Source organism: Geobacillus sp. G4 (assembly GCF_040327975.1).
GTDB lineage: Bacteria > Bacillota > Bacilli > Bacillales > Anoxybacillaceae > Geobacillus > Geobacillus thermoleovorans.
In genome coordinates this window covers 165,076-179,342 of sequence record NZ_JBEPJY010000003.1, presented here as the reverse complement: position 1 = coordinate 179,342, position 14,267 = coordinate 165,076, and the positions used below count along the sequence as shown (strand labels likewise).

The window sequence follows — 14,267 nt, the reverse complement described above, 5'->3', positions numbered from 1 at the left end:
AGGCATGTCTCCCTCAGTTACATAACGCTTTGCTTTTCGCAATATGCTTTTTCAAATACACAGTCGTCCCTTTATTCACTTCCGATTCGACGATGACTTCGTCCATGAAGTTTTCCATAATGGTAAAGCCCATCCCTGACCGCTCGAGCTCGGGCTTTGTCGTAAACAACGGCTGGCGCGCTTCTTCGATGTCAGGAATGCCGACTCCTTCGTCTCTCACCGTCAAATGGACGACACCGTCTTCAATGATGACGGAAATGGAGACGATGCCGTTCGGATCGTTGTTGTAGCCGTGAATGATCGCGTTTGTCACCGCCTCAGAGACAACCGTTTTAATTTCCGTCAGTTCGTCCATCGTCGGGTCAAGCTGGGCGACGAACGCCGCCACGGTCACACGGGCGAACGATTCATTTTCGCTGCGGGCAGAAAATTGGAGGTGCATTTCGTTGCGCATTTACGCCACCCCCAATGCTTGCAAGGCGAATTGCTCATCCGCCTCAACGCGGATGATTTTAAACAGACCCGACATGTCAAACAGCCGTTTGACGGCCGGCGATACGGCGCATACGACCATCTGCCCGCCGACGTTTTTGATTTGTTTATAGCGTCCGAGAATGACGCCGAGGCCAGAGCTGTCCATGAACGTCAATTGTCCTAAATTGAGCACGATGTGGCGGACCGCTCGGTTTTCGAGCACATCCGTCACTTGTTCACGCAATTGTTCGGCTGTATGATGGTCAAGCTCCCCAGACAGGCGAACGATGAGCACGTCTTGCTTCACTTCCAAGTCGATCGCGAGACTCACAGCGCGTTCCCCCTTGTCCATTTCAGGATATGGAGACATTTCGCTGCTGTCCGCCCGAAATCCTGCCGCCCGACAAAACTAGTGGTCGTTCGCCAAAGAGAGCGAAAAGACCGCAAAACTTGACATTATCCCGCTTGCACGAAGCGGCCAAACACCCGCTTAAACAAGTCCCAAAAGCTCGCTTCTTCGACCGTTTGCTTGGCGACGATCGGGCTGTGCAAAATTTCTTTTCCATCCTGTTTTAAAATGAGGACGCCAAGCTCATCGCCTTTGCGAACGGGTGCTTTCACATTGTCTTTCACTTTGATCACTTTTTCGATCTGCTCGACCGACTGCCCTTTTTTCGTCAGCACCGACACCGGCTCCGACGTCACCGCTTCGACGGATGACCGTTTGCCTTTGCTTATGTTGACGCGGGCGACTGTTTCATTCCGTTTGTACACAGGGTGAGTTCGATATTGGGAAAACGCGTAATCGAGCATCTTCGTAATTTGCGCATTGCGCGATTTCGGCGTCGGTGCTCCAAACACAACAGCGATGACGCGCATGCCGTTCTTTTTCGCCGTGGCGGTCAAACAATATTTCGCTTCGGCTGTATATCCGGTTTTCAGGCCGTCAACGCCCGGATAAAATTTGACAAGCCGGTTCGTATTGACGAGCCAAAACTTTTTGTCCGTATTTTCGCGCAAATAGTCTTCGTACTTGCTCGTATATTTCGTAATATCTTCATATTTCAACAGTTCGCGCGCCATCATGGCCATATCATAAGCGCTGCTGTAGTGATGTTCCGCCGGCAGGCCGGTCGCATTGGCGAAATGAGTGTTTTTTAAGCCGAGCTGTTTCGCTTTTTCATTCATCATCTCAACAAATGCTTCTTCCGACCCGGCGATCTGCTCAGCCATAGCGACCGACGCGTCGTTGGCCGAACCGATGGCAATGCCGCGCAGCAGCTCATCGACGGTCATTTCCTCGCCCGGCTCGAGGAAAATTTGCGATCCACCCATTGACGCGGCGTATTCGCTCGCCCGCACTTTTTCATCGTAGGACAGCTTTCCTTCATCGATGGCTTCCATGACTAGCAGCATCGTCATAATTTTCGTCATGCTCGCCGGCGGCAATGGTTCATGGGCATTTTTTTCATACAATACTTTGCCGGTGTCGCGTTCAATCAAAATGGCTGATTTCGCCTCATCGGCCAGCTTCACTTTCGCCTCCTTCATCTCTTTCGCCTCGGCATGGGCAGAAAGAGGAAGAAAAAGAAGAAACGGCAATAAAAGAAGACGAGTGACTTTCGTTTTCATCTCCCAAACCTCCATTCTTTATACATGCCATTTTTTCCAGGCGAGATATTTTTATACAAAAAAACAGCTCATTTTCCAAAAAACAAAAAAACGCCCGAAACACGCGTTTCAGGCGTCTTCTTGAACAACCGCTTTTTTCCTTGCGGATCGCCAGCGTCCCTCTCTATACGATGGTCTCATAAATGAGCGGCGGCCGAGCAACCGGCTGCGGCGACAGACGAACAGCCGCCTCGATCTTTTCTTTCACGTCAAGCACATCTGGCCGGTTGCTGTGAATCGTGGCGAGCGCTTCCCCTTTCTGCACGCGATCGCCGATTTTTTTATGGAGCACAATGCCGACCGCCAAATCGATCACGTCTTCTTTTTTCGCCCGGCCGGCGCCGAGCCACATGGCGGCCGTGCCGATGTCATCGGCGGCCATCTCGGCGACATAGCCGTCGGCAGCCGCCGTGACGGTCGACGTATAGGCCGCCTTTGGCAATTTATCCAGATCGTCAACGACCGATGCATCTCCACCTTGAGCGGCCAAAAACGTTTTGAACGCCGCGATGGCGGCCCCGCTGCGAATCGCCTCTTCAAGCAAACGGCGCGCCTCATCAAGCGATGGCGCCTTCTCCGCCAAATAGACCATATGGCTGCCGAGCGTCAAACAAAGTTCGGTTAAATCGTGCGGCCCGTCTCCTTTTAACGTTTCGATGGCCTCTTTCACTTCCAAGGCGTTGCCGACGGCATAGCCGAGCGGCTGGCTCATGTCAGAAATGACCGCCATCGTCCGGCGGCCGACGCGCTTGCCAATGTCGACCATCGCTCGAGCGAGCCGGCGCGCCTCGTCAAGTTCCTTCATAAACGCTCCGGCGCCCGTTTTCACATCCAAGACGATGGCATCAGCCCCAGCGGCGATTTTTTTGCTCATGATCGACGAGGCGATAAGCGGAATGCTGTTGACGGTCGCCGTCACATCGCGAAGCGCATATAGCTTTTTGTCAGCCGGTGTCAAATCGCCCGTTTGGCCGATAATGGCGATTCGGTTTTCATTCACGAGTCGAATGAACTCGTCTTTGCTGATCTCGACATGAAACCCGGGCACGGACTCGAGTTTGTCGATCGTGCCGCCCGTATGGCCGAGGCCGCGCCCAGACATTTTCGCCACCGGCACGCCGACAGAAGCGACAAGCGGCCCTAAAACGAGCGTCGTCGTATCGCCGACCCCGCCGGTCGAATGTTTATCGACTTTCACGCCGCGAATACTCGACAAATCGAGCATTTCGCCGGAGTGCACCATCGCCATCGTCAGCGCGGCCGTTTCTTCCTCGGTCATGCCGCGGAAATAAATCGCCATCGCGAGCGCGCTCATTTGGTAATCGGGAATGTTCCCGTTTGTATACCCTCGGACGATCCACTCAATTTCTTCCTTCGTCAGCGCCTTTCCGTCGCGCTTTTTCGCAATCAAATCGACCATTCGCATCGCGATCACCTTTTTCGTTTTGATTTCGCCATTTCGGCGACAATCGCTTTCACAAACCGCAAAAAGTCCGTCTTCACCCGCTCGGCCGTTTCAACCACTTCGTCGTGGTGAAGCGGAGCATCCGACATCCCTGCAGCCATATTCGAAATGCACGAAATGCCGAGCACCTCAATGCCGCCGTGGCGGGCGACGATCACTTCCGGGACGGTCGACATGCCGACCGCATCGCCGCCGAGCGTACGAATCATGCGGATTTCCGCCGGCGTTTCGTACGACGGCCCCGTATTGGCGACATATACTCCTTCATGCACGCGAACGCCAAGTCTCGCCGCCGTTTCCTTGGCGAGCTCGCGCAGCCGCCGGCTGTACGCTTCCGTCATGTCCGGAAAGCGCGGACCAAGCTCCGGATCGTTCGGACCAATGAGCGGATTTGTGCCCAGCAAGTTGATATGGTCGGAAATGATCATGAAATCGCCGGGCTGGAACCGTTCGTTGATGCCGCCCGCAGCGTTTGTCACGATCAATTCGCGGACGCCAAGCGCCTTCATCACCCGGACGGGAAACGTCACTTCCTGAAGCGAATACCCTTCATAATAATGAAACCGCCCTTGCATGGCGACAACGGTCGCCCCCTCAAGCCGCCCATATACGAGCCGTCCAGCGTGTCCTTCAACGGTCGACACTGGAAATCCGGGAATATCTTCATACGGAATGCGAACCGCCTCTTCGATTTCATCAGCGAGCACGCCGAGCCCCGAGCCGAGAATGAGACCGATTTCAGGCGGAGTTGGCATCAATGGGCGCAAATGACCGGCGGTTTTTTCAATCGCTTGTCGATCCATTCTTTTCCCCCTCATCGTTCTTTATGAAGTTAGGCCAAATCAGCCAAAAAGCTTGTTCCGTACGGCGGCCGGTTGACTTGGAAGTTATCCGCAATCGTTGCGCCGACATCGGCAAACGTCTCGCGGACTGGGAGCGGCTTGCCGCCGCGAAATCGCGGGCTGTACACAAGAAGCGGCACATATTCGCGCGTATGGTCAGTTCCGTGGTGAATCGGGTCGTTGCCGTGGTCAGCGGTGATGATAAGCAAGTCGTCCGCTGTCAAGCGCGGCAACACATCGGCAAGCCGGGCGTCAAACTCTTCGAGCGCATCGCCGTAACCTTTTGGGTCGCGGCGATGGCCGTATTTAGCGTCAAAATCGACGAGATTGACGAAACTCAACCCGGTAAAGTCCATGCCGAGCGTGTCGACGAACTTATCCATTCCGTCCATATTGGATGTCGTTCGCAACGACTGGGTAACTCCTTCATTGTCGTAAATATCGGCGATCTTCCCGATGGCAATCACTTCATAACCGGCGTCTTTCAATTCATTCATCACCGTTTTGCCAAACGGCTTAAGCGCATAGTCGTGCCGGTTGGCGGTTCGCTCAAAATGGCCGGGTTTGCCGATGAACGGTCGGGCAATGACGCGCCCGACCATATACGGCTCGTCGCGCGTCAATTCACGAGCGATTTCGCAAATGCGGTACAATTCATCAAGCGGCACAACTTGTTCATGGGCGGCGATTTGCAAGACGGAGTCGGCTGATGTATAGACGATGATCGCCCCTGTTTTCATATGCTCTTCGCCAAGCTCTTCGATGATCGCTGTTCCGCTCGCCGGTTTGTTGCCGATCACGTTCCGGCCGGTGCGCCGCTCGAGCTCAGCGATCAATTCATCTGGGAACCCGTTCGGAAAGACGCGGAACGGCTTGTCGATGCGAAGGCCCATCAGCTCCCAATGGCCTGTCATCGTATCTTTTCCAGCCGATGCTTCCTTCATTTTTGTATAGTACGCGAGCGGTCGCTCGACTTTCGGCACCCCTTTGATCTCACGAATATGGCTTAGGCCGAGCTTCGCCATGTTCGGCATATAGAGGCCGCCGCGATACTCAGCGATATGGCCGAGCGTATCCGCTCCTTTGTCGTTGTATTTCTCGGCATCCGGCGCCTCGCCGATGCCGACTGAATCCATCACAATCAAAAAAACGCGCCGGTATGTCGTTTTCACATTCATTCCCCCTGCCTGCAATGAAAAATGGAGTCTCTTTCTATCGTTCCCGTATTTTCGCGAAAACACGCCTATGGCCAATTGGTCAGAAGTCTGACAACTAAAACGACAGGCAAGCGCCTAGCATACGGCAGCTGCTAGGCGCGCGGGTGGTACTGTTTGTACACGTCTTTTAGGCGCGTTTTCGTAACATGCGTATACATTTGCGTCGTCGAAATGTCGGCATGCCCAAGCAACTCTTGCACAGCGCGCAAATCGGCTCCGTTCTCAAGCAGATGCGTCGCAAACGAATGCCGAAGCGTATGCGGCGTCAATTCTTTTTCGATGCCGGCTTCTTTCGCGAGCCGCTTTAAAATTTTCCAAAACCCTTGCCGTGTCAACCGCTGGCCATAATGGTTCAAAAACAGCGCCTCCGTTGCCCGTCGTCGCGGATTGACAAGCTGCGGGCGCCCTCGCTCCAAATAGTGGGCAAGCGCTTCAATCGCCATGCGCCCGATCGGCACGATCCGCTCTTTCCGCCCTTTTCCATAGCAGCGGACAAACCCCATCGTCAAATGCACGTCGCTTAAGTTGAGCTGCACAAGCTCACTGACGCGCATGCCGGTCGCATACAACAGCTCCAGCATCGCCTTGTCGCGCAGCCCAAACGGTGTGCTCACTTGCGGCGCTGCAAGCAGCGCCTCGACTTCCTCGACCGACAGCACTTTCGGCAGCGTCCGTTCAAACTGCGGCGTTTCGATATGGACGGTCGGGTCTTGCGCCGCGATTTTCTCCCTTAGCAAAAACTGATGAAACGAACGGATCGACGCCAAATGGCGGGCGATCGTCCGCGCCGATTGCCCTTGTTCGCTTAAAAACTTTAAAAAATGGAGAATATGGAGGCGCTCCACTTCGCCCCACGCCTGAAGCTGCTCGACTTGGCGCAAATAGCGGACGTATTTTTTCAAATCGCGTTCATATGAAACGATCGTATTGTGCGCCAAATTCCGCTCCACCGTCAAATAATGCAGAAAATCTTTCAACTCGTATTCCAACGCTCTCTACTCCCCATCGCGATAAAAAAATAACAGTCGGTCGAGCCAACTTGGCGGCGCACTCTCCGCCGCCGATACTTTGACCGCCGATCCCTTCGGCTCATCGTATCGGTGGTAATACTCGTACTCGCGGTTAAACCATACAAGACTATAATAAAATAAAATGGTGCATCCCGTAAATAAAAGAAACACTTTCACCATTTGCCAAACGGTTTTCATGGCATCCTCCCTATCAGCTGCTTGTCAGCTTGCTAGTATGAGGATATGCCATTTGTTTCGTTGTTTATACGCAAAAAACCTTTCCCGTTGGAAAAGGTTTTTATTTTTCTTCATGCTTTTGCTGGCAACGGTGACAAATGCCGTGGAACGTCAAACGATGGTCTTTAATTTTAAATTTCCACTTCTCCTCAACAATCGCTTCGACATCCTCAAGCAAATCTTCTTGAATTTCCGCCACCGACCCGCATTCTAAGCAGATGAGGTGGTGATGAAAATGGGCCGCTCCTTCCTTGCGGAGGTCATAGCGCGACACCCCGTCCCCGAAATTGATTTTATCGACAATTTTCAGCTCGGTTAACAGCTCGAGCGTCCGATAAACGGTCGCCAACCCGATTTCTGGGGATTTTTCTTTCACGAGGAGGTAGACGTCTTCCGCGCTTAAATGGTCTTCTTCATGTTCAAGCAGGACTCTTACCGTCGCTTCCCGCTGCGGCGTTAACTTGTAACCCGCCGAATGCAGCTGCTTCTTGATTCGTTCCACACGATCTTCCATCTTTTCATTCCTCCCTCGCCATTCACCCATCATTATAACAAATGCACGAGGGAAGTATCAAAGTAAAATCACTATTATGAAGAAATGATAATGGTTATTATATAATATTCATTATGATTAAACTCATTGTCCATTGAACCGCCTGTTTCATCAATGCCGGCGAAAGATATGCCTCGACCGCTGAGGAAAGAAGCAGCCCAAGGGCGACAGCCGCCATCGCCGCTGCGTAGCGCATCACCATCGGAAACATCGATCCATGCGGCCGCTTCATAAACTGGTTGCGCACCATGTGCAAGGAAAACGAAATCGAAATGACGCCCATGACGATCATGAGTGGAATGGCCACCAAATTTTGCGGCATGATGGACACAAACGACAAAAGAAACCCGCGCCAACCCATTTGGTTGACTAAAAAGCCAACCGTAAAGCCGACAACGACGCCTTTGAAAAACAGCAAAACAAGAATGATCGGCAAGCCAATGACAGAAATGCCAAGCACCCACATCAGCGCGGTATATTTGACGTTGTGCATATAGCTTTGCCGGAACATATCATGGGCGCTTGCGATATTGTCTTTTGACACTTGTCCAAAAAATTGCGTCAAGTAATAGTACAAGTCTTGCTTTTGACTGAAACCGAGGCTGTTGACGACAATGGCGCCGAAAATGACGCCCATGAGAAACAGGACGATGACAAACACGTACAGCGAAGCATGTTCACGCCAATGAACAGCGATAGCCGATTTCAGCGGATGGGTTCTCATTGTGCTTCGTCCTCCTACTTTGTCTCTTAGTAGATTGTATGTCCATCCGCTTTCGGTATGACTGTTTTTCTAAAAGGCTGGTGATGTAATAAAAAAGCAGCTCAACACCGACGTGTGACCAACTCCACGGGCGGCACGCCGCCTCGGTCCATTGGCGCATGGCTGGGCCAAGCAGCACGCACGGCATGATGATGAACGGCAGGAGCGCTGCCCGAGTGGTTACCCCTCCCGCACTTTCCCGTACCTCCCACCGCCCCCGGCCTCGATATGGAGCGCACCGCTGCGGGCAAGGACGATCAGTTGGGCCAACTTTTCTCCCACCGTCTCCGCGATCTCTTCCTCCGCCGCCTCATGAAGAACGCTCATTTCCGTGCCAAAACGGGCGAGCAGCTTTTCATACGCTTTTGAACCAAGGCCGGGGATGAATTCAAGCGGCACTTGATAAATGTACGGCGGCCGTTTCGGCCCGCGTTCCGCCGTTTTCAGCTCCGCAAGCCGGTCAAACACGCCTTTCACGAAGCGATGATGGCCGCATGCCGCACAGCGGTCGACGTCCGGTGCAACCGGCGCAAGGCAGCGCTCGCACACTGTCTGGTGATATTTTCCGAGTTTGGGATTTAAACCGTAGTTGGCGACAATCGCGCGCCCGTCTTCACCGCGCAGCGCTTTTTCCAATTCAGCAAACGTCGGGGCGGCGAGCCGCACTTCTTCATATTCGCGGGCGATTTTCCGCAGCGAATGGGCATCGGAATTCGTCAAGTACGGGTAGCGATGCAATTCGGTGATCTGGTCCGCCATCGCCGTGTCGGCGCTTAACCCAAGTTCAATGGCATCAATCCAATCCGGGTCAAACACTTCTGTCAGGCTGTGCTTGACCCCTTTTCCGTACAAGCTTTTAAACGGGGTGAACGCGTGCGCGGGAATGAACCAGCCGCCCTGCTCTTTCGCGGCAGCTTGCAGCTCGCGGCCGGAGGCGTAAATGCGCTGTGAACTGAGCGACATGTTCTTTACCCGTTTGCCAAGCCAGCCGGAAAACGTGCGCATCGTCTGCACAGTCGGCAAAAAAACGAGCACGTGGATCGGTCCATGGCAATGGTCGTCATATACTTCGATTTCACTGCCTAACAAAAGCGTCACTTTCCCGGCGCTGACGCCGCCCCCCTCATGTTCGCGCCAACCGTGCTTCTCCATTGCCCGCTCGAGCTCGTCCAGCACTTCGGGCACATGGCTGTCAATGACGCCGACGAGGTCGATCCCTTTCACCTCAGCCGCCTCATGCAAGATGTTCTCAAGCGTCAACGTCCGCGCCCCAGTAATTTTCACCGGGCGGCCCGAGGCGGTGCGGCCGATGTGAATATGTAAATCAGCGTAATAACAGCCGAGGCCGCGCTCGTTTTTTTTATTCGGCATTTTGCTCCCCTAGCGCGCGGCGCAGCTGCAAATATTGCAAGGCGTATGCCGTTTTCGCATCGTAAATGTCGCGTTGTTGAAGCATCTCAAGCGCCTCCTCCAATGTAACTTCCAACAGCTCGACAAACTCATCTTCATCCAAACCGGCGCCGTCCTCCGCTTTTTCCAGCCCCTCGGCGACATACAAATGGATGAGTTCATCGGCAAACCCTGGGGATGTATAAAAGGAAATGAGATGGCGCATCGATTGGGCGCGGTAGCCGGTTTCTTCTTCGAGCTCGCGGTGTGCGGAAGCGAGCGGCTCTTCCCCATGTTCTAGCTTGCCCGCCGGAATCTCGACTAATGCGCGCTCCAGCGCTTTTCGGTACTGGCGGACAAGAACGATTTTCCCGTCCGGCAACAGCGGCAGCACCGCCACCGCCCCCGGATGTTTGATCACCTCGCGCTGGCTCGTTTTCCCATTTGGCAGCTCGACTTCCTCGATATACAAGTCAATGATGCGGCCGCTGAACAATTTCTCTTTGCGGACGGTTTTTTCATACAACTTCTCCATTCTTCTTCTCCCCTATCGATTGATGGACTCTTTTCCATTGTACTACATGTTTGGCCATTTTTTCGCTTCCGTTGTACAATGAACATATCATCATCGATCGCGAAAGGGGGCGCAAAAGATGAACAAACGCCGCATCGGCACATCAGACTTATACGTCAGCGAAATTGGACTCGGCTGCATGTCGCTCGGCACTGATGAAAACCATGCCATCTATCTCATCCATGAAGCATTGGAGCGCGGCATCAACTACTTGGATACAGCCGATTTATACGACCGCGGCTTAAACGAGGAATTTGTCGGCAAAGCGGTGAAAGGAAAACGCGACCAAGTCATCATCGCGACAAAAGTCGGCAACCGTTGGCGCCGAGACGGAAGCGGCTGGGACTGGGATCCGTCAAAAGCCTATATCAAACAAGCGGTCAAAGAGAGCCTGCGCCGCCTGCAAACGGACTACATTGACTTATACCAGCTCCACGGCGGCACGATCGACGACCCGATCGATGAGACGATTGAAGCGTTCGAAGAGCTGAAGCAAGAAGGCGTCATCCGTTGGTACGGCATCTCCTCGATCCGCCCAAACGTCATTCGCGAATATGTGAAGCGCTCGAACATCGTCAGCGTCATGATGCAATACAGCTTGCTTGACCGGCGGCCGGAAGAATGGTTCCCGCTTCTTCGCGAACATCACATCAGCGTGATCGCCCGCGGTCCGGTCGCTAGAGGCTTGCTCACGAGCCGCCCGCTTGAACAAGCGAGCAGCGCGGTGAAAGAACACGGCTACCTCGATTATTCCTACAAAGAACTGCAAACGCTCATCCCGAAGCTGAAGGAAAAAACGGCCGGGCGCCGTTCATTGACCGCGACCGCGCTGCAATTTTGCCTGTATGACCCGGTCGTTGCTGCCGTCATTCCGGGCGCAAGCCGGCTTCGGCAGCTTGAAGAAAACATCGCCGCCGCTTCCGCCCCGCCGCTTGATGCCGACGAATACGAATGGCTGAAACAAACGACAAAACGCTCGGTGTATGAGGCGCACCGATAAGCGCAGGAATCGCCATCGTGCTTCATTCCGACGCCTATGGCCAGCAACAACCGCAGGCCGCAGCCTCTATTCCCTGCCTATGTGTGTCACTGAACTTGCCGGCGGCCATGGCGCTGACAAGAGGCAAAACGAAAAAACAAACCAAAAGAGCCCAACGGCTGCCAATGTCCGTTACGGGCTCTTTTTTCCAAATGGGCCGGTCACTTCACAAAAACCGATCAATCCTCTTCCACATACTGATTCCTCGCTGCCCCTAAGCCGAACGCCATCATGGCCGCACAGACGGCCAACAACATGCCAAGCGGGGCGGTAAACCGTCTGGCCGCATCGTACAATACGCCAAACAGAGGCGGTCCGGCAGCAGCCAGCAAGTAGCCGACCGATTGGGCCATGGCCGACAGCTGGGCGGCTTCCAGCGGACGGCGCGTGCGCAAAGTAAACAGCATCATCGCCAGCGAAAACGCCATGCCGGCGCCGATGCCGGCGAAAAGCGCCCCAACCCAAAGCAGCCAACCTTGGCCAGCCAAAAAGGCGATCGTTCCAAAAGCCATGAGCAACACCGCCGAGCCGATCAGCACTTTTTGATTGTCCATCCGCTCCGCGAGCATCGGAGAGACGAACATCATCGGCAACTGGGCAAACTGGAAGAAAAAGAGCAGCCATCCGGCTGTATCGGCCGCCAAGCCCTTGCTTTGGCCAAGCTCCGGCAGCCACGTGACGATGCAATAAAAGAACAAGGATTGCAGCCCCATAAACAGCGTCACTTGCCAGGCAAGCGCCGATCGCCAAAGCGAAGAGCGCCGGCTTCCCGCCGGGACGCCGCTTGACTTCTGGCGCCAAGCTTGCGGCAGCCAAACGACAAGCGACAACGCGGCAACCAGCGCCCAAAAGCGAAACGCCCCTTGCCAGCCGATCCCCCACCCGTCGGTAAGCGGAACGGCGAACCCGGAAGCGAAGGCGGCGCTCATGTTCATCGTTACGGTATAAACGCCCATCATCAAGCCGACCCGTTCAGAAAACGTGTCTTTGATCAGCGCCGGCATGAGAACGTTGTCGACCGCGATGGCGGCTCCAATCAGCGCCGTGCCGAGAAATAGGGAAAACTCTCCCGAAAGCGGGCGAATGAGTTCGCCGGCAAGCAAAACAACAAGCGAACCGAACAGCGTCCGCTCTATTCCGAACCGCCGGGCGAACGCGGCCGCCACAGGAGCCAAGAAGGCAAACGCCAAAAGCGGAATCGTCGTCAACGCCCCAGCGGCTGCGTGGGAGAGGCCAAGCTCCCGCTGCAATTCAGGAACAAGCGGCCCGACCATTGTGAGCGGTGCGCGCAAGTTGGCGGCCAAGATCACGACCGCAGCCACCATGAACACAGACGCGGACGCCATACCCGCTGTCATCATTTTTTGTTTCATCTGAACGTTCCCCCTATTTAAACTTCCGCCAATCGAGTTCACTTTCTTCCAGCAGCTCGGCAAATGATTTCTGTTCCTCACGGCGGCGCTCTTCCTCGCGACGCCGCGCCTCTTCCGCCGCTAGACGCCGCTGTTCTTCCTCGGCAAGCGCCCGCTTTTTCGCGAGCAGTTTCGCTTCCGTCTCGGCACCGAGCCGGTCGGCAAGCGTCACTGCCTGCGTCTCTTGTTCTTTTTTCCGCGCAACCCGGTTCTTCATGATTTCCGCCCCCTTTGCATAACGACCGTTCGTTTGTCAAACGATACAACTAAACGATAAGAAAAAGGAGAGATGTATGGATGGAGAAAAACCGCGCCCAAAAAGGGAAACCGTCCGCCGATACGGTGAAGCCGGTGATCGCAAAAGAAGAATTGGAAAAAGCAATCCACCCGACTAAGCGGCAAAACAGTCCGCAATAACATTGGAAAGCGCCGTTCGGCGCAAAACGCGGCTTCTAACTATGGAAAGGGGCGCCCCCGGCCGAAAATGGCTTAGGGGCGGCCCCTTTACAACACCTCGGTGATGTGCGGCATATGTTCGCCAAGCCAGGCGATCGCCTCCTCCAGCGTCGGAAACTCTTTCATTTCAAACGTCATTTCGTTTTGCAGCAGCCAGACGTCTTTCGCCTCATGATACGGGCCGGCGACCGACCAATGAAGCAAGCTGTACGGATCGTTTTCATGGGTGAACGACACCCATGTTTTTTGCTTCGCCGCCTTTGCGAGCTGCTCTAGCTTACCGTTCATGGCCAGATTTCACCTCAACAAACGGCATATGACCATTCAACGTTTGCCCTGGGCTTTTGAGCTGAAAAACGGTCGTTCCCGGCTTGACGTCAATCGTCATCGTTTCATCAAAAAAGATGAGACGCGACCGTTCCACGAGCACCGGCGCAAAATTCGTCTCGACGACGACATCATCTTCATCGGCTTTGTCGACAAGCCATAGCGCCGGCACGCCGTCGACCAAACAGCCGCAGCCGTCAGTGTCAAACATCAACTTTAACTGCCGTCCGGATTCCGCTACAATAGAGGCAAGCGCCCGTTTGGCTGCATCCGTAAACGTGATGTACAGACTCATAGCTGGCTCCTTTTCCCTTTGATTTCCTTTATTTATTTTACCTGTCAACATGAGAAACTGTCAAAACAAAGCAAGGAGGAAAAAGCGATGGCAAAAGTGCAAATCAAAGTGAACGACAACGGCTCGCTGCGCGTCACCGGCGATGTTGAACTGCTCGATGGAGAAGGAAAGCCGTTTGTGACCAAACAAACGTTTTCGCTCTGCCGTTGCGGGCTGTCGAACAACAAACCGTTTTGCGACGGTTCGCACAAAGGCCGCTTCCAATCCGTTGTCCGCGCCCCTTTGCCGGAAACGGATAAACAATAAGGCGGTGAGAAGCCGATGGACGAACGATGGCTGCAAAAACAAGTGCGCAACTGCCTGCGGCATTATGGCTATGATGATGACATGATGCCGCTTGGCGAAGACGACTGGCGCGAGCTTTGCACCCGCATTGCCGCCGCCAAAGAGAGGCAGCCAAACGCGGACATCTATGAACTTGTCCATGACGCCGTCTACCGGTTCATCACCAGCGCTTGACCCGGCTCGTGTCAAACGAACACG

At 54.2% G+C, this 14,267-nt stretch carries 19 protein-coding genes; 3 read left to right on the top strand and 16 right to left on the bottom strand.

Annotation, left to right across the window (positions count from 1 at the left end; translation table 11 throughout):
- Window positions 1-13: 13 nt before the first annotated feature.
- The 12 genes from spoIIAB to ABS784_RS05065 form a co-directional block, all read right to left on the bottom strand.
- On the bottom strand, window positions 14-454 hold the full coding sequence (gene spoIIAB / locus ABS784_RS05120) for an anti-sigma F factor (RefSeq protein ID WP_011231791.1): 441 nt from the start codon (window positions 452-454) through the stop codon (window positions 14-16).
- On the bottom strand, window positions 455-805 hold the full coding sequence (gene spoIIAA, locus ABS784_RS05115; protein WP_014196264.1) for an anti-sigma F factor antagonist: 351 nt from the start codon (window positions 803-805) through the stop codon (window positions 455-457). It abuts the gene before it with no gap.
- 125 nt (window positions 806-930) lie between these two features.
- The gene (locus ABS784_RS05110; protein ID WP_011231793.1) at window positions 931-2,106 is read right to left on the bottom strand and encodes a D-alanyl-D-alanine carboxypeptidase family protein; all 1,176 of its coding nucleotides are present in this window, start codon (window positions 2,104-2,106) and stop codon (window positions 931-933) included.
- A 163-nt stretch (window positions 2,107-2,269) separates the two neighbouring features.
- Window positions 2,270-3,571: a pyrimidine-nucleoside phosphorylase gene (locus tag ABS784_RS05105; protein ID WP_307894860.1), complete on the bottom strand. Its 1,302-nt coding sequence runs from the start codon at window positions 3,569-3,571 to the stop codon at window positions 2,270-2,272.
- 5 nt (window positions 3,572-3,576) lie between these two features.
- Entirely contained in the window at window positions 3,577-4,413 is an 837-nt protein-coding gene (locus tag ABS784_RS05100) for a purine-nucleoside phosphorylase (RefSeq protein WP_011231795.1), read from the bottom strand.
- 29 nt (window positions 4,414-4,442) lie between these two features.
- Window positions 4,443-5,630, bottom strand: a complete 1,188-nt coding sequence (gene deoB / locus ABS784_RS05095; RefSeq protein WP_352511681.1) for a phosphopentomutase — start codon at window positions 5,628-5,630, stop codon at window positions 4,443-4,445.
- Window positions 5,631-5,761: 131 nt separating this feature from the next.
- Window positions 5,762-6,658, bottom strand: coding sequence for a site-specific tyrosine recombinase XerD (xerD, locus tag ABS784_RS05090; protein ID WP_011231797.1), 897 nt, complete (start codon window positions 6,656-6,658; stop codon window positions 5,762-5,764).
- Window positions 6,659-6,664: 6 nt separating this feature from the next.
- Window positions 6,665-6,877: a YqzK family protein gene (locus tag ABS784_RS05085; protein WP_011231798.1), complete on the bottom strand. Its 213-nt coding sequence runs from the start codon at window positions 6,875-6,877 to the stop codon at window positions 6,665-6,667.
- A gap of 100 nt (window positions 6,878-6,977) precedes the next feature.
- Window positions 6,978-7,430, bottom strand: a complete 453-nt coding sequence (gene fur, locus ABS784_RS05080; RefSeq protein ID WP_011231799.1) for a ferric iron uptake transcriptional regulator — start codon at window positions 7,428-7,430, stop codon at window positions 6,978-6,980.
- Between the two features lie 97 nt (window positions 7,431-7,527).
- Complete coding sequence (gene spoIIM, locus ABS784_RS05075; protein WP_013144830.1) at window positions 7,528-8,193, bottom strand: stage II sporulation protein M; 666 nt, start codon at window positions 8,191-8,193, stop codon at window positions 7,528-7,530.
- Window positions 8,194-8,412: 219 nt separating this feature from the next.
- Window positions 8,413-9,603, bottom strand: a complete 1,191-nt coding sequence (locus ABS784_RS05070) for an endonuclease Q family protein (RefSeq protein WP_352511678.1) — start codon at window positions 9,601-9,603, stop codon at window positions 8,413-8,415.
- Window positions 9,593-10,156, bottom strand: coding sequence for an NUDIX domain-containing protein (locus ABS784_RS05065; RefSeq protein WP_014196269.1), 564 nt, complete (start codon window positions 10,154-10,156; stop codon window positions 9,593-9,595). The genes ABS784_RS05070 and ABS784_RS05065 overlap by 11 nt, the downstream gene beginning before the upstream one ends.
- 118 nt (window positions 10,157-10,274) lie before the next feature.
- On the opposite strand from ABS784_RS05065, the gene ABS784_RS05060 reads away from it, so the two are divergent.
- Window positions 10,275-11,195 (top strand): aldo/keto reductase, encoded by a 921-nt coding sequence (locus ABS784_RS05060; protein WP_011231803.1) that lies wholly within the window; start codon window positions 10,275-10,277, stop codon window positions 11,193-11,195.
- 218 nt (window positions 11,196-11,413) lie between these two features.
- Here ABS784_RS05060 and ABS784_RS05055 read toward each other — a convergent pair whose 3' ends face one another.
- The 4 genes from ABS784_RS05055 to ABS784_RS05040 form a co-directional block, all read right to left on the bottom strand.
- Window positions 11,414-12,607: a CynX/NimT family MFS transporter gene (locus ABS784_RS05055; RefSeq protein ID WP_352511675.1), complete on the bottom strand. Its 1,194-nt coding sequence runs from the start codon at window positions 12,605-12,607 to the stop codon at window positions 11,414-11,416.
- A gap of 13 nt (window positions 12,608-12,620) precedes the next feature.
- Window positions 12,621-12,863: a YqkE family protein gene (locus ABS784_RS05050; protein ID WP_011231805.1), complete on the bottom strand. Its 243-nt coding sequence runs from the start codon at window positions 12,861-12,863 to the stop codon at window positions 12,621-12,623.
- A 287-nt stretch (window positions 12,864-13,150) separates the two neighbouring features.
- Window positions 13,151-13,390, bottom strand: coding sequence for a YqkC family protein (locus tag ABS784_RS05045; protein ID WP_011231807.1), 240 nt, complete (start codon window positions 13,388-13,390; stop codon window positions 13,151-13,153).
- Complete coding sequence (locus tag ABS784_RS05040; RefSeq protein ID WP_011231808.1) at window positions 13,380-13,724, bottom strand: iron-sulfur cluster biosynthesis family protein; 345 nt, start codon at window positions 13,722-13,724, stop codon at window positions 13,380-13,382. The genes ABS784_RS05045 and ABS784_RS05040 overlap by 11 nt, the downstream gene beginning before the upstream one ends.
- Before the next feature lie 87 nt (window positions 13,725-13,811).
- Between ABS784_RS05040 and ABS784_RS05035 the strand changes: the two genes are divergently transcribed.
- Together ABS784_RS05035 and ABS784_RS05030 are read left to right on the top strand one after the other, a co-directional pair.
- Window positions 13,812-14,030 carry a CDGSH iron-sulfur domain-containing protein gene (locus ABS784_RS05035; RefSeq protein WP_011231809.1) on the top strand — a complete coding sequence of 73 codons (219 nt, stop codon included), beginning with the start codon at window positions 13,812-13,814 and terminating at the stop codon, window positions 14,028-14,030.
- 15 nt (window positions 14,031-14,045) lie between these two features.
- The gene (locus tag ABS784_RS05030) at window positions 14,046-14,243 is read left to right on the top strand and encodes a YqzH family protein (RefSeq protein ID WP_011231810.1); all 198 of its coding nucleotides are present in this window, start codon (window positions 14,046-14,048) and stop codon (window positions 14,241-14,243) included.
- Window positions 14,244-14,267 lie beyond the last annotated feature (24 nt).